Annotated in this window: 15 protein-coding genes, 1 pseudogene and 1 riboswitch; of the genes and pseudogenes, 5 read left to right on the top strand and 11 right to left on the bottom strand. The window is 38.2% G+C overall.

Translation table 11 applies throughout. The annotated features are described in order from the left end of the window. Positions 1-34 precede the first annotated feature (34 nt). Positions 35-135, bottom strand: a riboswitch (SAM riboswitch). Between the two features lie 51 nt (positions 136-186). The 9 genes and pseudogenes from AA0X71_RS04900 to AA0X71_RS04860 form a co-directional block, all read right to left on the bottom strand. Beyond that, positions 187-546: a hypothetical protein gene (locus tag AA0X71_RS04900; RefSeq protein ID WP_413359889.1), complete on the bottom strand. Its 360-nt coding sequence runs from the start codon at positions 544-546 to the stop codon at positions 187-189. A 154-nt stretch (positions 547-700) separates the two neighbouring features. After that, positions 701-1,969, bottom strand: a pseudogene (locus tag AA0X71_RS04895) (MFS transporter). Between the two features lie 138 nt (positions 1,970-2,107). After that, positions 2,108-2,410, bottom strand: coding sequence for a thioredoxin family protein (locus AA0X71_RS04890; protein ID WP_413359886.1), 303 nt, complete (start codon positions 2,408-2,410; stop codon positions 2,108-2,110). A 39-nt stretch (positions 2,411-2,449) separates the two neighbouring features. Beyond that, positions 2,450-2,803 carry a toprim domain-containing protein gene (locus AA0X71_RS04885; protein WP_413359883.1) on the bottom strand — a complete coding sequence of 118 codons (354 nt, stop codon included), beginning with the start codon at positions 2,801-2,803 and terminating at the stop codon, positions 2,450-2,452. 161 nt (positions 2,804-2,964) lie between these two features. After that, entirely contained in the window at positions 2,965-3,348 is a 384-nt protein-coding gene (gene gcvH, locus AA0X71_RS04880) for a glycine cleavage system protein GcvH (protein ID WP_413359880.1), read from the bottom strand. Between the two features lie 123 nt (positions 3,349-3,471). Beyond that, positions 3,472-3,834 carry an arsenate reductase family protein gene (locus AA0X71_RS04875; RefSeq protein ID WP_413359878.1) on the bottom strand — a complete coding sequence of 121 codons (363 nt, stop codon included), beginning with the start codon at positions 3,832-3,834 and terminating at the stop codon, positions 3,472-3,474. Between the two features lie 324 nt (positions 3,835-4,158). Then, the gene (locus AA0X71_RS04870; protein WP_413359875.1) at positions 4,159-5,943 is read right to left on the bottom strand and encodes an acyl-CoA dehydrogenase family protein; all 1,785 of its coding nucleotides are present in this window, start codon (positions 5,941-5,943) and stop codon (positions 4,159-4,161) included. A gap of 64 nt (positions 5,944-6,007) precedes the next feature. Then, positions 6,008-7,183: an acetyl-CoA C-acetyltransferase gene (locus tag AA0X71_RS04865; protein WP_413359873.1), complete on the bottom strand. Its 1,176-nt coding sequence runs from the start codon at positions 7,181-7,183 to the stop codon at positions 6,008-6,010. Positions 7,184-7,238: 55 nt separating this feature from the next. Next, the gene (locus AA0X71_RS04860; RefSeq protein WP_413362477.1) at positions 7,239-9,620 is read right to left on the bottom strand and encodes a 3-hydroxyacyl-CoA dehydrogenase NAD-binding domain-containing protein; all 2,382 of its coding nucleotides are present in this window, start codon (positions 9,618-9,620) and stop codon (positions 7,239-7,241) included. A gap of 331 nt (positions 9,621-9,951) precedes the next feature. Here AA0X71_RS04860 and AA0X71_RS04855 point away from each other — a divergent pair, with 331 nt between their 5' ends. From AA0X71_RS04855 to AA0X71_RS04840, 4 genes are all read left to right on the top strand, one after another. Continuing rightward, complete coding sequence (locus AA0X71_RS04855; RefSeq protein ID WP_413359870.1) at positions 9,952-10,083, top strand: YuzL family protein; 132 nt, start codon at positions 9,952-9,954, stop codon at positions 10,081-10,083. A 377-nt stretch (positions 10,084-10,460) separates the two neighbouring features. Beyond that, the gene (locus AA0X71_RS04850) at positions 10,461-11,942 is read left to right on the top strand and encodes a spore germination protein (protein WP_413359867.1); all 1,482 of its coding nucleotides are present in this window, start codon (positions 10,461-10,463) and stop codon (positions 11,940-11,942) included. An 11-nt stretch (positions 11,943-11,953) separates the two neighbouring features. After that, complete coding sequence (locus AA0X71_RS04845; protein ID WP_413359865.1) at positions 11,954-13,060, top strand: GerAB/ArcD/ProY family transporter; 1,107 nt, start codon at positions 11,954-11,956, stop codon at positions 13,058-13,060. Continuing rightward, positions 13,041-14,120 (top strand): Ger(x)C family spore germination protein, encoded by a 1,080-nt coding sequence (locus tag AA0X71_RS04840; protein ID WP_413359862.1) that lies wholly within the window; start codon positions 13,041-13,043, stop codon positions 14,118-14,120. Before AA0X71_RS04845 ends, AA0X71_RS04840 begins: the two co-directional genes overlap by 20 nt. 51 nt (positions 14,121-14,171) lie before the next feature. Here AA0X71_RS04840 and AA0X71_RS04835 read toward each other — a convergent pair whose 3' ends face one another. Further along, positions 14,172-15,338, bottom strand: coding sequence for an FtsW/RodA/SpoVE family cell cycle protein (locus AA0X71_RS04835; RefSeq protein WP_413359860.1), 1,167 nt, complete (start codon positions 15,336-15,338; stop codon positions 14,172-14,174). A 100-nt stretch (positions 15,339-15,438) separates the two neighbouring features. Continuing rightward, a complete protein-coding gene (locus tag AA0X71_RS04830) occupies positions 15,439-16,203 on the bottom strand; it encodes a DUF4931 domain-containing protein (protein ID WP_413359858.1) in 765 nt (254 codons plus the stop codon). A 257-nt stretch (positions 16,204-16,460) separates the two neighbouring features. Here AA0X71_RS04830 and AA0X71_RS04825 point away from each other — a divergent pair, with 257 nt between their 5' ends. Beyond that, a complete protein-coding gene (locus AA0X71_RS04825) occupies positions 16,461-17,363 on the top strand; it encodes a substrate-binding domain-containing protein (RefSeq protein ID WP_413359855.1) in 903 nt (300 codons plus the stop codon). Positions 17,364-17,370: the final 7 nt, after the last annotated feature.

Genomic DNA, 17,370 nt, shown 5'->3' with positions numbered 1-17,370 from the left:
ACTTCCTAAGAAGAGGGGGCTAGCTTACGCGCTCTCCTTATCTCTCAGACTTACATCTGCTGGAATTAGCACCGTGTTCGTACTACCGGTTGCCGGGCTTCAACGGGCCAGTCCCTCCACCACTCTTGATAAGAGTTATGTAATTTAACGTGATAGTATCATGTACTTCCAAGTTAAGTCAATTGATTATTCGTAAATTTCTGTTTTCTCTTCTACATAATTTGGCATCGCTAAGATAAAGAGTGACTCTAATAACAGTGAAGCTCTTATACTCCCTTGCCATTCCAATTGTTCTGCTTCACTTGCTTTTCTCAGTTTCATTTTTCCAGTTAACAAGGCTTGCATAACATCCTTATTTCCTTTTATAACAGCATTAGTCGTCATACTAACTGATTCGTTCAATTCCATTACGCCATTTTCAATTTGTAAAATAGCTTGGTCATCACCTGATATCAAATGAACAGATAATGATGTTTTATTTAATAATGGGGCTAAGTGACCTCTTTCAGTTACTTCATCTATCAATATACGGAGCAATTCTAGCAAGATGAGTCCTCCTAAGTAATGATATCGATCCTTCTACCTGAACTAATTCGATTTCAAAAAGGTAAACCTCTTTAAAATTGATTCGACAAATACCTTCATTCTATTTAATCCCGCTATCCCAACTTATATTAGAATTTCCCAAGAAATATGTTGCTTATTGCGATTGAACCGACTTTGCTGTCGAAGAACTATCTGGACGATTAATACTTTTAAAAACAGTGAGAAAGTAAATCGACCCAATAAGATAGAGAGATGCTGTTATCGTAAAGACCATTGCGTATCCCCAATAAGCCCCATACATAACGACAATTCCGGTTGAAACTGGTCCCATAACTGCCCATCCAAGGTTAAAGACCATTTGGTTAATAGAGTTTGCCAATCCTTTAACTGAGTCATTCACTTTCGACATCATCAGTGACGTTTGAATCGGATTCCCTGCATTCATTAATGCTTGTCGAAACAGAAACCCAATCGCTGCTAATGTTAGATTTTCAGTGTAGGCAGTGAGCAATAGAAAAGGCAGAGATGATAATTGTAGAATGACGACCGCTTTTACTTCACCAAACTTTCGCACCATCAGTGGTCCAATAATCATCGCAATAGCTGTGGCCGCTTGACCTAAGGAAATAATAATTCCGATAATTGAGTTAGATGCCATAAATCAATCGGCAAAATATAAATTTAAATAAGGAATGACAAGACCTGCTCCAATTCCGATGATTAATTGAGCTACCGCAAACAAGAAGATAATTTTAAAACCTTCTCGCTGTTGATGTACTTTTTCCTTCCAAGGAATCTTAATCTCTTGCTTGATTTTTCTCGTTTCCTTAAATTTCGCAATCGGAATGAATGAGAAAAGGTAGAATAAGCCTGCTATAATCAGCGTTAACCTTATGCTCATTAACGGCGATAGAAACAAAGAAAATAAATCAGTAAAAATCCCTCCAAAGAGATTCCCAATAACACTTGCACCTGTCATAACTGCGGAATAAATACTAAAAAGATGTACTCGCTGTAGAGGCTTTGAATTTTCTGCCAACCATGGAATGGATGAGACCGTGATAAATGCCATCGTTAAACCTGTAACGAAGGCTAAAATAAGTAATAGACTTTGTGCTTCAAATATACCTCTTAACAGAAAAACAAATCCTGTAAGAATACTACCTATCAGCATGACCTTTTTACGACCAAACCGATCACTAATCATCCCGGCTGGGACGAGAATCAGTGCCGTTGCTAATGAGGTTAACGAAATAACTTGCCCGTTCACCTGTTCATCATAGCCAAGCTCACGAATATAAAAATTATAAATAACCATAAATATCCCGAACCCAATCTGGGCAAAGACATTGGCTAAAATGGAGAGTTTTATATTTTGATTGTAGCTTTTAATTTGTACAGACCACTCTTGGAAAAAAGGCATAGGATGGTACCCCTTCATTTATTTCGTATCCCTAAACATCATAATCCCTGACCTATTAAAAGTAAACAAAAAATTGCAAAATTAAAAAACAGTTTGTCAAAAGGCCATCCTACCTTTCGATAAACTGTTTTTTTAAGATTATTTTTTAATTAATTCGTATAAGTATGGTACTGAATGAAAAGCGTAAACCTTTTTCTCAATGCCCGTCTCATTAAAGATTAATAAGCATGGAACACTTTCAACTTCCCACTCTAGAGCGAAATCAGGGATATAATTCAAATCACATTTCCCCCAAGTTTCATTCGGAAATAGTTTTGCTACAATTTCGAGCATTTTCCCTGCCACCTGACATGTTCCGCATAATGGCGTATATAAATATAGGAAAAAGTGTTTCTTCTCGTTTATTAAGCTTATAATTTCGTCGCTATTCCAATTTTCCATATCCTTTATCACCTAATTCAAATTGCTTCAAAAACAGTATCAGCGCTCCAAATATTCAGTATGAACATCAATATTGGCTGCAAGAAGGACGGTAGCCAAATGATGTTCAGGGGCACTTGCAACCTCCCGATACATTTTATCAATATAAAGATGCTCGACTTCTGGAAGTTCTCGTATAAACTGTCTTCGTAATTTTTCTCCTGCATCATCTGCATCTACTAAAATGTAGACGTCTTTACCACTAATATAGTCCACTAATTCATCAAGGCGAGAAATACTAATCGTTCCGTTGGTGCAAATAATTTCGACTGGTTCTTTAACAATATTTTTGACCTTTCTTTTGTCAGAAGTACCTTCAACGATGATTATCTTTTCTGTGTTTGAATCAAGCATCTTTATCACCCATCAACGCGAATTGTATTTGCCACACTATATGTATTCTAGTAGGAAAGGTTCTGCTCCTGCATCAGCCTCAGAACATGACTACAAATTGGATGACCACATGCCCGATTATTAAAAAACGCCCCTAATTAGGAGCGCATGCTATGTTCATTTTATGCTTCATTAATCAATTGTGCGTACTCATCAGCAGACATTAAATTGTCTACATCACTAGCATTAGCAGGCTCGATCACAATCATCCACGCTTTTTCATATGGTGATTCGTTTACGAATTCAGGGCTATCATTTAAGTCTTCATTAATTGCCACAACTTTTCCGCTAATTGGAGCATATAATTCAGAAACCGTTTTAACGGATTCTACACTTCCGAAAGGCTCATTTGCCACAACGTCGTCTCCAACCTCAGGAAGCTCGACAAATACGATGTCGCCTAACTCTGATTGTGCAAAGTCTGAAATTCCAATTCGTGCTGTTTCCCCTTCAAGCTTCACCCATTCGTGTTCTTTTGAATAACGCAGTTCTTTTGGTGTGTTCATGCAAATCCCTCCAAAATAATTATACTGTTACATTAACCAAGACCGTATTATATCCATCAATCCCCTTGATTCTTACCAACAAAGGTTATTTGTAACCAATTATTAAATCTGTTCGAACGAATTCTACTTTGCAGAAAAGAGACTCTCATATTCATTTTCTTTAAAGCCTAATGTAACCTTTTCTCCATCTGTTAATAAAGGACGCTTAATGAGCATGCCATCAGATGCAAGAATATCAAGTAACTCATCCTCAGATGCGGTTTTCATTTTGTCTTTTAAGCCAAGTTCTCTATATTTCATCCCACTAGTGTTGAAAAATTTCTTCAGCTCCAAACCACTGCTTTTATAAAGCTGTTCAAGCTCTGAACGGGAAGGAGGGTTTTCAACAATATGTACTTCCTTATAGGAAACTTCGTGATTATCCAACCACTTTTTCGCATTTCGACATGTTCCACACTTCGGATACCAATAAAAGGTTAATGCCATGTTTTCACCTACCTAAGTTATGTTATCCATATTTAGATAAATTTTGCAATCTATATTTGAATAGTAACATATAGGCTTGGTCATCACAACGATAGAAGTAAGCTGTTTTTTCAACTTTAACAAAAGTGTTCTGGAATAAAAAAAAATCTTCATTAGCTGGAGAGATTCCGTTTAATTAGCTAATAACATTAAAAAAGCTAATAATAGCTGGATAAAATCCGTCTATCCCTTCTAAAAACATGAAAATAGGCAATTTCGCTCTTCATAAGCGGAAAAGCTCCCCTCAATTTGAAGGGAGCCATGAGCCCTAAGGCTAATTTAAAACTATAATACGTATTTTTCCGCATCAACCAACTTAACAGAGGCTTCACGCTTTTTCCCAATCACATTTGTTGGAGTGTGACGAGTCAGTTTACGAAGAGTTGAGATCATCATCCGTAATGTGTCTCCACTTTCAACTGCCACTAAAGTTTCTTTTGCGTCTGCTTCAATTTTATTAAAGGCTTCTTGACAGAATATTTGTGTATAAAGAAGCTTTTGTTCGTTCTTCTCAAGACCATTTTTAGCAATCGCCTTTTCTGTACGAAGGATTGCAGATTCCATCGCGTAGACATTCGCAATGATATCAGCCACATTGACGAAGATTTCCTGCTCTTTATCTACATCTTTTCCATACTTTTGAGCGGCAAGACCAGCTGCAAGTAGAGAGATTTTCTTCCCATTGCTGACGAGTTGCTTTTCTTGGGCTAACGGCTCATCACCTGGCTCCTCTGGCATAAGCATCATCAGTTCTTCTTGAAGAGCCATTGCCTTTTGGAATAATGGAAGTTCCCCTTTAAGTGCTTTTTTCAAGTAAGTTCCCAGAACCAATAAACGATTAATTTCATTCGTTCCTTCGAAAATACGATTAATACGTGAGTCACGGTAGGCGCGAGCAATTTCGTATTCTTCCATGAATCCATATCCACCATGGAGCTGGACCCCTTCATCTACTACATAATCAAGTACCTCTGTATTAAAGAATTTACCTAATGAACACTCTATCGCATACTCAGCAATCGAAGCTGCTACGGCCTTTCCACCATTTACTTCTTCATCTGTCAGTTTGCTCATTCGTTCCTCAAACAATCCTACAGTACGGTAAATGGAGCTTTCCGCTGCATATAATTTAGACGCCATTGTGGCAATTTTTTCTTTCGTTAAATTAAAGGATGATATCGGTGTTTTAAATTGTTGACGTTGATTTGTATATGGAATTGTAATCTCTAATGCACGTTTCGCGCCACCTAAGGCACCAACTCCTAATTTATAACGTCCTATGTTTAAAATATTGAAGGCGATAATATGCCCTCTGCCGATTTCCCCTAATAGATTCTCGACTGGTACTTGAGCATCTTGAAGGATAAGTGTACGAGTAGAAGAACTCTTGATTCCCATTTTATCTTCTTCTGCCCCAGTAGATACACCTGGGAACTCTCTTTCAACGATAAAAGCAGAGAATTTATCTCCATCAATTTTCGCATATACAACAAATACATCAGCAAACCCAGCGTTAGTAATCCATTGTTTTTCCCCATTTAATACATAGTGAGTACCAGCCTCATTCAGCTTTGCTACAGTTTTTGCACCAAGCGCATCTGAACCAGAGCTTGGCTCAGTTAACGCATAAGCAGCAATTTTTTCCCCTGTTGCAAGCTCAGGAAGATACTTTTGCTTTTGTTCCTCGTTCCCGAATAAAACAATTGGGAGGGAACCAATTCCAACGTGAGCCCCATGTGTAATTCCAAATCCTCCGGCAATCGCCATTTTTTCAGCAATTAATGCAGAGCTTACTTTATCAAGTGCGAGACCGCCGTATTCTTCAGGTACATCAGCTCCAAGGAGACCTAGTTCTCCTGCAGATTTCAAAAGTTTCACAGAGCGATCAAACTCATGCTTCTCAAGATATGGCACTTCTGGCAACACTTCTCCAACCACAAAATCTTCTGTTGTTTTGGCAATCATAACTTGCTCATCGGAAAAATCCTCTGGTGTAAAAACTTGTTCATAGCTTACGTCTTCAATTAAAAAGCTTCCACCTTTAATTAGGTTTTCAGTTTGATTTGACATATGATAATTCCTCCATTCGTTTTATAAGTGGGTGTATATGCTTACACCCCCTATCTAAATTTCATTACAGTAGTTCAAAGACACCAGCAGCACCCATACCGCCACCGATACACATCGTCACCACACCAAATTGTTCATTGCGGCGCTTCATTTCATGGATTAAAGACAACGTTAATTTTGAACCTGTACAGCCAAGTGGATGTCCTAGAGCAATCGCTCCTCCATTAACATTTACTATATCTTCGTTCAAGCCAAGCTCACGTATGACTTGGAGTGATTGGGAAGCAAAGGCTTCATTTAATTCAAATAGGCCAATGTCTGAGAGTTCAAGTCCTGCTAGCTTCAGTGCTTTCGGAATAGCCACGACTGGACCAACTCCCATGATTTCAGGTGGCACTCCACCAACAGCAAAGGATCTGAACTTCACAAGTGGATTTAGCCCTTGTGCTTCTGCTTTTTCACGATCCATAACTAGCACGCTTGCTGCTCCATCACTTGTTTGTGAAGAGTTTCCTGCTGTTACTGAACCTGTTACAGAAAAAGCAGGGCGTAGTTTGGCTAACGTTTCGACAGTGGAATCTGGGCGAACCCCTTCATCTTGGCTAAAAGTAAATGTCTTTTCGACAAGCTTATTTTTACTGTCCACATAGCGATTTGTTACTTCCACAGGGACAATTTCATCAACAAATTTTCCCTCTTGAATTGCCTTAGCAGCTCTTTGATGACTGCGCACCGCAAATGCATCCTGATCCTCGCGCGTAATTCCGTATTTTTTCGCAACTTCCTCAGCTGTATGCCCCATGCCCATATAATATTCGGGAGCTGTCTCAGCTAGCTTCGCATTTGGTCGAACGACGTGCCCCATCATCGGTACCATGCTCATTGACTCAGCTCCACCAGCTAAAATCGTATCCGCATGGCCAATCATAATTTTTTCAGCTGCGTACGCAATTGTTTGCAGTCCTGATGAACAATACCGATTGATGGTGACAGCTGGAACCGTATCTGGAAGGCCAGCCAGCGCCCCAATATTTCGAGCCATATTTAATCCCTGCTCTGCTTCAGGCATTGCACAGCCAATGATTAAATCATCAATATTTCCTTCATACCCGCCGGCTCTTTTTAACGTTTCTTTGACAACAAGAGCACCTAAATCATCGGGTCTCATATTTGCCAGTGAGCCCTTCTTTGCTTTCCCGACTGGGGTTCTGGCTCCTGCTACAATTACCGCTTCTCTCATCTTATTCCCTCTCTTTCTGTTCATTTATATACGAATCTCGTTATCTACTGGTCTTTTAATTGCGTAAAGGTTTGCCTTTTAGGAGCATATGCTGCATACGTTGCTGGGATTTTGGTTCTACAACAAGACTTAAGAAAGCTTCTCTTTCTAAGTCAAGTAAATATTGTTCATCCACTTCTGTCCCATACGGGACCTTCCCACCAGAGATAACATAGGCAAGCTTCTTGGCAATCTTCATATCATGCTCAGAAATATAGCCAGAGTAGAACATGTTTTGCGCTCCTAATAACAATGTTGCGTAACCAGGTTCTCCAACTACTGGTACTTTTTTACGGATAGGAGGTGTGTAGCCTTGCTCATGAAGGGCAAGCACGACCTGCTTTGCATCATAGATTAAGTGATCTCCATTTATACTGATGCCATCCGCCTTGTTTAAGAAGTTATTATCACGTGCTTCTTCCCCAGATGTTGAAACCTTCGCCATTGCAATCGTTTCAAAGACAGCATTGGCTACTTTTTGAAGGTCGAATTCAACTCCATTTGGCAAACTATTTAAGTGCTTTAAGTAGAGCTCCTTATTTCCGCCACCACCAGGGATGAGACCAACACCGGCTTCAACAAGGCCCATATATGTTTCAGAGGAAGCTTGAATATGTGCCGTTGGCAAGCAAATCTCTGCTCCTCCACCAAGCGTCATTCCAAATGGTGCAGCAACAACTGGTTTTCGGCTATACTTAATCTTCAAGCTTGCTTGCTGAAAATGACGAACGACCAGATCAAGTTCGAATACATCGTCTTGAGCTTCCATCAAAATCATCGCAAGATTGGCACCAACACAGAAGTTCTTCCCTTGGTTCCCAATGACAAGCCCCTTGTAATTCGTTTCAACTTCATCAATAGCGAAGTTGACCATTTGTAAAATATCCAATCCAATCGCATTACTCTTCGTATGGAATTCTAATAAAGCAACCCCATCTCCAATGTCAATTAAACTTGCACCACTATTCTTTTTTATGACGCCTTTTTGCTTCTTGATTTTTGCTAGGTTGATAACCTTATGGTTTTCTTCTATTAATTTATATTCTCCATTGTGGTAGAAAGAGATATTCCCCTTTTCATCTTCTTGATAGAACGAAGTAAAGCCCTTCGCAAGCATCTCTTTCACCCATGCTGGAACTACTAAGCCATCCTCTTCCATTTTTTGCACAGACTTTTCAACACCGATTGCATCCCATGCTTCAAATGGTCCTTGCTGCCAGCCAAAGCCCCATTTCATTGCCCGGTCGATGGCAACGATTGTCTCTGCAATCTGTCCAAGTAAGTCTGCGGAATAGACAAACACCGGACTGAAAATATTCCATAGTAGCTCGCCAGCTCTGTCGTCTGCAAATACAAGCGTTTTCATTTTATTGTTCAAGCCTTTTGCCTGCTTTGCCATTTCAATAGATGAAGCTTGGAGCTTTTTACGCGGTCCATATTCAAGTGTTGTCGGATCGAGTTCGAGAATTTCCTTCCCTTTCTTTAAGTAAAAGCCTTGACCAGATTTACTACCAAGCCAGCCCTTTTCAATCATTTCCTGTAAGAAAGCCGGGACTTCAAATACTTCTTTTTCTGCTCCTTCAACTTGGTCATATACATTTTTTGCTACGTGAGCAAACGTATCAAGTCCAACTACGTCGAGGGTTCTAAATGTGGCACTCTTCGCTCTTCCGATCAGTGGTCCAGTGACAGAATCCACTTCACCGATACTATAGCCTCGACTTACCATTTCACGAACGGTAATAAGCAAACCATATGTTCCAATCCGATTAGCGATAAAGTTTGGTGTATCTTTCGCCTCGACTACACCTTTTCCGAGAACATCTTCCCCGAACGTTTTCAAAAATGAAAGCACTTCTTTATCTGTATGCTTTGTTGGAATGACTTCCAATAGCTTTAAATAACGTGGAGGATTGAAAAAATGAGTACCGAGGAAATGTTTTTGAAAATCCTCTGAACGACCTTCTGCCATCGCCTCTACCGAGATTCCTGAAGTGTTAGAACTAACAATACTTCCTGGTTTTCGATATTGATCAACTTTTTCAAAAATCTGTTGTTTTATAGCAAGATTCTCTACAACAACTTCAATGACCCAATCGACATCCTTTAATCGTTCTAAATCATCTTCAAAATTCCCAGCCTCAATTAAGGTAAGATTTTTCTTAGAGGTAAGTGGTGCCGGTTTTTGCTTCAACAACTTTTGAATCGCCGTTTCACTCATTCGATTGCGTACTTGCTTATTTTCTAAAGACAACCCTTTTGCTTTCTCTGCTTCCGATAATTCCCGGGGTACAATATCAAGCAATAATGTTGGAATTCCAATATTCGCTAAGTGTGCGGCAATTCCAGAACCCATCACTCCAGATCCTAAAACAGCTGCCTTTTTGATTTGTTGGATCAATTCCATCTCCTCCTTTAATCCCTTGAATGAATACTCATTCATTTTTTGCTCAAAAAAATATGCATAATTCTTTTTAAAGTAAATGTCATGCTCCATAGAAGGCATGTTACTTACTTAATTTAGACGATGTAGACGCAAGAGATGTCCCATGTGGCCAGTCACATACGACCACGATTAAATGGTATCTGATATTATCATCATAAAATATTTAGATTGTTTCCGCAATAATTAGATATGTAATTTTTAAATTTTTTTGAAAGTTTCATTTTCATAAGTCTGATACCCATTGGGAATCTTAAGATTGAATTTTAATTGTGGAGGTGCTCGTATGGCAAAGCGGAAAAAGGACCCGTCTAAGGCCGGTGTAAGTGCAGCTAGTGTACAAGGAAATGCTGGTCCTGGTGCAGAAATGGGTCACAAAGATAAAAAGAATAGCCAAAATAATCAATTCAAAAGATAGTTTTTTGAGGCAGACAGGATCATTGTCCCCTTCTGTCTCCTTTTTTTGTGATAAGAAATTAATGTATGGGTTAGGAGTGTCTTGCTCATGAATTTTTTATCAAAATCGTGTTGACTTTTTTTATAAAGGGCATTATCATAAAAATATAGTTGATAATGATTATCATTAGCAACTATGACAGGAACATTGCGAATACCTTTCCTATTATAGATTGCCCGGCTCAATTTACCCCCTCAAACTTAAATTGAGCCCCCCTCTTTTTTACAGTAAGAGTCCGTAGAATTACGGGCTCTTTTTCATGTTCATTTCTTCGGATAAACCTGCCAAAAAAGGAAACAATAACTCCATATATCCTTATCTTTAGGAGAATGCCTTCCATGAGAAATCCTTTTTCGAAAAAGAATCAAGAAATCGAAGATCTTGAGAAACTTCTAAAAAAGTCTAAAGACTTTAAACATGTAACTTACTTGAACAATCAAACAGAAGTTTCTTTTTCGTTGATGTTCATGTCTACGATGGTGGAAGAAAGAACAATCCATGAGAGCCTTCTCCCTTTTCTTTTAGACGGGAAATTAAAACATATTGAAGATGTAAAAAAAATCGTTCCACTTGAGGATATAGAATTTTCGGAGAACCCTTTAGATATCGAAAAGAAACTCTTTAGTGGATATGTCCTTCTAATGATAGAAAATGACACCAAAAACTTTTGTTTTTTAGGGGCTCAAAAAAAAGTTGGTAGAAGTGTTGGCGTTCCAGAAGTTGAATTCAGTGTCATCGGACCAAAAGAATCCTTCGTTGAATCAATCGAACAAAATCTCAATCTCGTAAGGAAAAGGATTCCGATAAAAGATCTCATTATTGAGGAATTCACGATTGGCTCCCTGTCAAAAACGAAGGTTGCTGTTCTCTATTTAGGAAATCTGACCAATACAGAGAATGTGAATACGGTTCGGCAACGTCTCCAAGATATCGAATTTGATGAAATTACCGACAGTTCCTTTATAATACAACTTATTTCGGATAATCAAAATTCCCCTTTCCCTCAGCTTCTAGATACGGAAAGACCAGACCGCGTCTCGGCAGGAATTATCGAGGGAAAAGTAGCCATTATTGTAGATGGCTCACCTCACGCTTTAACTGGGCCGACTACATTAGTCGAATTCTTCAGTTCGTTCGAGGATTATTTTTTAAACTGGACAATTTCATCTTTTTTCCGATTGGTTCGACTATTCGCTGTAACGTTCTCAATCTTAGTAACACCGATATATGTCGCAACTTTAAGCTATCATTATGAGTTGATTCCAAGAGACCTTTTGAGTGCTTTAGTTGCTTCGAGAATGGCAATTCCTTTTCCACCCATTCTTGAAGCTCTCTTCCTTGAACTTACAATTGAATTGCTTAGAGAGGCTGGTGCAAGACTTCCGACAAAAGTCGGACAAACAATCGGTATCGTTGGAGGAATTGTCATTGGGACGGCGAGTGTTGAAGCTGGTCTTACGAGCAATGTACTGCTCATCATTATCGCCCTCGCTGCTTTAGCTTCCTTTACCACACCGGTCTATCGTATGGGCAATACGATTCGATTACTTCGCTTTCCATTTTTATTTTTTGCGGAGTTGTGGGGATTTCTAGGAATCCTCTTATGCTTTTGTATTTTGCTCATCCATTTAATTCGACTTACTTCATTAGGAAGACCTTATCTTGAACCATTATACCCACCAAGGAAAGTAGATTTTAAGGATGCCTTAATTCGTTTGTCTTTTAAAAATCAAACGAAAAGACCATTATTTTTAGATTCAAAGCAACCAAAACGTATGAATGAGAAAAAAACAAAGAAAAAAAAAGATATTGATGAATAGAGGTCTACCTCATGACTGTAAACGTTCCTGAAACTAAACAAATCTCTCCATTTCTAGTGTTTTTCATCATTCACTCAATGCAATTTGGGATCGGAATCCTAGGCTTTCAAAGGATCATCGCCACATATGCTGGCTATGATGCATGGATATCTATTGTTCTCACTGGCATAGGAATCCACATTTTGTTGTGGATGATTTTTAAAATGCTCAAGATTGCAGGCGGGGATATTGTCAGTATCCACAGTTATGTCTTTGGAAACAAACTGGGCAAAGTATTAAGCTCTTTGCTAATCCTTTATTTCTGCCTATTAACTGTTATGGTTTTGAGAACCTATATTGAGGTAGTCCAAGTCTGGATGTTTCCTCATTTAGAAACTTTTTGGTTTGCTCTCGTCTTTATAGCTGTTGTCGTTTATGCCAATTTCGGAGGATTTAGGACGGTTACTGGGATTGCCTTTTTTGGGATTATCCTACCTTCTTACATACTTGTATTATTTCTTTTTACGATTCCTTATGCAGAATTTAATAATCTACTACCTATTTTTGATCATTCTATAATGGACATTTTGAAAGCTAGTAGAAATATGTCCCTAACGGTTATAGGCTTTGAGACATTACTCGTTTTTTATCCATTTGTGAATAATCCTGAACAATCAAAAAAATGGGGACATTTAGCCATTTTGTATACGACGTTTCTTTGTCTTTATTTGTCTATATTAACGTTCGCTTATTTTCCAGAGGACCAACTGCAATTGAATATATGGCCAACCTTAACCATGTGGAAAATTATTATGATGCCCTTTGTTGAACGATTTGAATATATTGGACTTGCCAATTGGTGTTTAATTATTCTTCCAAATGCAAGTATTGCTTTATGGTGTGCCAGCCGGCTAGCAAAAAGACTATTTTCTTTTAAAATCAGAAAAACGGTCCCGGTTCTAGCTGTCCTTTGCTTAATTGCCACAAGTTCTTTAATTACAAGAAAACAAATCAATTTTCTCAGTGATTTCGTTGGTACTGTTGGCTTTTACTTTACTTTTGTTTATATTCCTTTACTCTTTGTCGCAACTTTAACTGTAAAGAAGGTGAGAAAAAAAGATGAGAAAGTCCGCTCATAAGATAATGTTCATTATTTGTATTTTATTTGTTCTAACTGGTTGTGTTAAAAAGGAGATATTAGATGATATAAACTTGATAGAAGCAATTGGTTTTGATCATGCTAACGATACCGAAACGCTCGGAACGATTCTTTATCCGATATATCAACCTGAAAAACCACCAGAAAATAGAACATTAACAGCCAAGGCTCACATCAATAAATCAATCTTACAAGAGCTACAACTTCAGTCGGCTAACCCCATTGTAACAGGCAGTATGGAAATTGTTCTTTTTGGAAAAGAATTAGCAACTAAAGAAGGGGTCCTGCCATTGATCGACCCCTTTCAAAGAGATCCTGGGATAGGATCGGGACTTTATTTGGCAGTGGTCGATGGTGAAGCAAAAGAGCTGATGGAAGGAGAATACGGAATCAGGGGAAATGCAACCCATTTGTCAAATCTAATTAAGACGAATATTGAGAACGAGGATCTTCCAAAAACAAATCTCCAAAAGTTTCTTTTTGCGTACTATCAAAAAGGGCAGACTCCCTTCTTGCCACAGGTGAAACAGATATCTAAAGAAAAAGTGCTTTTAAATGGAATTTGTTTTTTTAAGCATGGAAAAGTGGTTCATACGGTATCACCGAAAGAAATGTTCTTCTTCAGACTTCTCGTTGATAAATATAGTAACGGGTTGCATCGAGTGAAAATTGATGAAGGAGACGCTGCCATTCGCAGCATCCGTTCTGTCCATCAATTCAAGCTAACAAATCGCTCTCCAAATGAGATTACGGTAAAATTAACGGTCCATGGAATTATCAATGAATTTACTGGAAATAAAGTAACACCTGAAGTCATAGATTCACTACAAAAGGCCTTTGAAAAAGAAATCACGGAAGAGTGTTTAAAGCTAGTCGATGTTTTTAAAGAAAAAAAGATTGACCCGGTTGGATTTGGGCATTTCGTGAAGACGAGAACACGAAATTTTGACCTAACGGATTGGACAGATTCCCAATTTCAAAATTTAGAAGTGGAGATAGTACCTGACGTCACCATTACTGAAGCGGGTGTCGTTGAATAACTACGAAAAAAAAAGTCCGACTCACTTTACTGTGAATTGGACTTTACATTTTCATTCAGAAAACATATATTTCTTATAGTGATATCGAATGGAAAAGATTAAGCTAATGGCAAGCATATTGCCCATTAATGAGCTTCCTCCATAACTTATAAAAGGTAATGGAATCCCGGTAATCGGAAGTACCCCAATCGTCATCCCAATATTTTGAAAAACATGAAATGTGATCATGCTGATTACTCCTACACAAATATAGGTATAAAAAGGATTCTTCGTTTCCATTCCCACCCTCGTAATATGATAAATCAGGAGGAAAAATAAACTCACGACTAGACTTGCTCCGATGAAGCCAAACTCCTCTCCAATGACACTAAAGATGAAGTCGGTATGGCTTTCAGGCAAATACACTTCCCTTGTCCCAAATCCCTTCCCATTCGTCTCTCCCGAACCGATCGCAAGGAGCGATCTCGTTAATTGATAACCAGAAGTACTTGAATAATTGTAAGGATCTAACCATGAGTATATACGACCAAATTGATACTGTTTGACCCCTAAGTATTTCTCTAAAAGCTCCGGCTTTACGAGAACAAAGTAGAAGATCACAGAAATCAATGTTGTACCTCCTGCAAATATCGGCACAAGAATTTTCCACGTGATGCCAGAAATAAAAATCATACCAAGCATAATCGCAATTAATACTAGCGCGGTTCCTAAATCAGGCTGTTGCATAACGAGTAGCAACGGAGCTCCCGTTACAAAACCAATTTTCAACAATAACCATCCATCACTTTGAATCGTTTTAAACTGCGTTTTTTCATGATGTTCCGTAATTAGTTTTGCCAGTGCCAAAATCAAAAACACTTTCACAAATTCAGATGGTTGTAGAGAACCTATACCAGGGGCACGAAACCAACTTTTTGCCCCGTTGATAACAGGAGCAATACTACTTGGAGCAACAAGCAAAAATCCAAGTAGGAGCAGACCCAATCCATAAAGATACCAGGAAAGCTTTTTCAATTGCTCTGAATCAAAGACAATCATCACCGCGATAATGACCGCTCCAATGCAATACCAAACAATCTGTTTTAATAGAAAATTCTCATCATATTGCCCTGTACTTTGGGCACTGTAAATCGCTATACAGCTCGCGATAAATAATAAAAACAAAATAAACACAAGGTTAAAATCAAATCTAGATGTCGAATTTTTCTCAGTCGTCATGATTATTCTCCCTTAAGACATAACATTTCACATTACTCCATTATATTTTATCTAAGAGGCAAATCACAACTTTTCAAAAATCGTTGGATATTATTACCGCTTACACATTGATATACTTTTGCAAAATATCTTCCCGCACCTTCTCCAAATTATCTGGCACCTGTGGAATGGAATAGCCTATATATAGCGGCGTTGTCACAAAACGGGGAACAATTTTCGCATAGATCACTCCATCCATACGATAGAAAAAGAGATTATAGCTACTTGCCCTAAATGGAAATTGATTGAGAATATAATGGGCTGTTGTTTGAATATAAGAAGTAAAAGATTCTAGTTGCTCTATATTGGTCATCCTCACATTGAACTCATAAAAACCCACCTTTGGTTCGGTCGATATAGAGAAATTCACACCGTTTTCCTCAGCTATTTTCAACCCCTCAAAGTAAACAGGTGACACGTTTTCCATATAATCAATCGTCTTTAAACCAATAAGTTGCATATGTGGATGGGCTATCGTTCCACCTGATAAAGGACCATGATTTTTGAAAAAGAGGACAGATTTATATTCGCCGCTTTCCTCCATTGCCTTCCAATGCTTTAATGCAAACGAAAATAATTTCACTAAATACTCTTTCGAATAGAGCGAAAGCTCACCAGAACAGTCATCCGTTTCAATTAATACGGTTTGATACGCATTTTCGAGTACCGGATACTTATTCTTTAGTAAAATGATCGGGCCGTCCACATCGATGATATCCGTTAATTCATTACGTGCACAAAACGGACATCTTGTATTTTTATTGCGAATACTTTCAGGCTTCCTGACCCCTATCTCTGTATTAAAAAATAAATGTGTTTTACTCATCGGTTCACCCACTTTTTCCCCTTTTCGATTACCTTTATTTTATTGGAATATGCCCAAATAAGCGAGTTATTCACATTCTCAATATTATTTTCGAAAAAAAGAGGAGATAATCTGTGAACAAAGAGTGAAGTTGATTTGTGAACAAAAAGTGAACAAACTGGACAAAACTTAACGAAACTTAATAAAATGTAATAAAGATCACAGTTTAAACTTAAATCAATTTAGTAAGCTAAGACAAGAAAAGATGAGGCTAGGTGATGGAGATGAATGATGAAACATATACACCAGATGAAATAGCAAAGCTTTTTAAAATTTCAAAACATACTGTTTATGAGCTTGTTAAACGTGGAGAACTTCAAGCATTTAAGGTCGGAAACAAAATGCGCATTGACAAAAGTGAAGTTGAGAGATTTAAGAACCTCGACTCTCCTACCGGGAAGAACGAGCAACTCTTTTCCATCCAAATCGCTGGAAGTCACGATTTTTTAATCGAGCATTTAATTAAATACGTCACAAAGCAAGCTGATTTCTTATCCATTCAACCAACATATATCGGAAGCCTCGAAGGTTTAATGATGCTCTATCGAGGCAGCAGCGATGTAGCGGCTATTCATCTTTTAGATCCTTCTTCTGGAGAATATAATCTTCCTTTTATAAAGCTATTCTTTGTTCATGAGCCTCTTACGGTTCTTCGCTTAGCGAGTCGAGAACAAGGGTTTATTATAGCGAAAGGAAATCCAAAGGAGATCAAGAATTTTCATGATTTAACGAGAAAAGATATCACTTTCGTTAATCGGCAAAAAGGTTCTGGAACAAGATTTTTACTAGATTCATCGTTAGCTAATGAAAAGATTGATCCATCTTCCATAAGAGGTTATGAAAATGAGGAATGGAACCACCTCTCTACAGCTTCTTATATTAGTCGAGGAATTGCTGATGTAGGATTAGGCATTCGCTCTGCCGCTGAACAGCTTGACTTAGACTTTATTCCAGTTACAAATGAGCAATTTGATTTAGTGCTACGCTGGAATAAGAAAAACGAGCTGGCGTTGCAGCATCTGCTGGACGTTATCCAATTAACTAGCTTTAAAGAGAGCATTCGTTCTCTTAAAGGATATAACACCCAAGAATTTGGGAAAATCATTCATGAAAAAAAATAGGGGGAAA

The organism is Robertmurraya phoenicis, assembly GCF_047302285.1.
GTDB lineage: Bacteria > Bacillota > Bacilli > Bacillales > Cytobacillaceae > Robertmurraya.
Note: the sequence above shows the minus strand (reverse complement) of the source record. Positions and strands in the feature narration are given on the sequence as shown.

Bases quoted from the DNA above. Each gene is read 5' to 3' on its own strand.
- AA0X71_RS04830 (WP_413359858.1), bottom strand. From the start codon at position 16,203: ATGAGTAAAACACATTTATTTTTTAATACAGAGATAGGGGTCAGGAAG.
- AA0X71_RS04870 (WP_413359875.1), bottom strand. From the start codon at position 5,943: ATGTCAAATCAAACTGAAAACCTAATTAAAGGTGGAAGCTTTTTAATT.
- AA0X71_RS04850 (WP_413359867.1), top strand. From the start codon at position 10,461: ATGAGAAATCCTTTTTCGAAAAAGAATCAAGAAATCGAAGATCTTGAG.
- AA0X71_RS04855 (WP_413359870.1), top strand. From the start codon at position 9,952: ATGGCAAAGCGGAAAAAGGACCCGTCTAAGGCCGGTGTAAGTGCAGCT.
- AA0X71_RS04835 (WP_413359860.1), bottom strand. From the start codon at position 15,338: ATGACGACTGAGAAAAATTCGACATCTAGATTTGATTTTAACCTTGTG.
- AA0X71_RS04825 (WP_413359855.1), top strand. From the start codon at position 16,461: ATGGAGATGAATGATGAAACATATACACCAGATGAAATAGCAAAGCTT.
- AA0X71_RS04890 (WP_413359886.1), bottom strand. From the start codon at position 2,410: ATGGAAAATTGGAATAGCGACGAAATTATAAGCTTAATAAACGAGAAG.
- AA0X71_RS04885 (WP_413359883.1), bottom strand. From the start codon at position 2,803: ATGCTTGATTCAAACACAGAAAAGATAATCATCGTTGAAGGTACTTCT.
- AA0X71_RS04845 (WP_413359865.1), top strand. From the start codon at position 11,954: ATGACTGTAAACGTTCCTGAAACTAAACAAATCTCTCCATTTCTAGTG.
- gcvH (WP_413359880.1), bottom strand. From the start codon at position 3,348: ATGAACACACCAAAAGAACTGCGTTATTCAAAAGAACACGAATGGGTG.
- AA0X71_RS04875 (WP_413359878.1), bottom strand. From the start codon at position 3,834: ATGGCATTAACCTTTTATTGGTATCCGAAGTGTGGAACATGTCGAAAT.
- AA0X71_RS04865 (WP_413359873.1), bottom strand. From the start codon at position 7,183: ATGAGAGAAGCGGTAATTGTAGCAGGAGCCAGAACCCCAGTCGGGAAA.
- AA0X71_RS04840 (WP_413359862.1), top strand. From the start codon at position 13,041: ATGAGAAAGTCCGCTCATAAGATAATGTTCATTATTTGTATTTTATTT.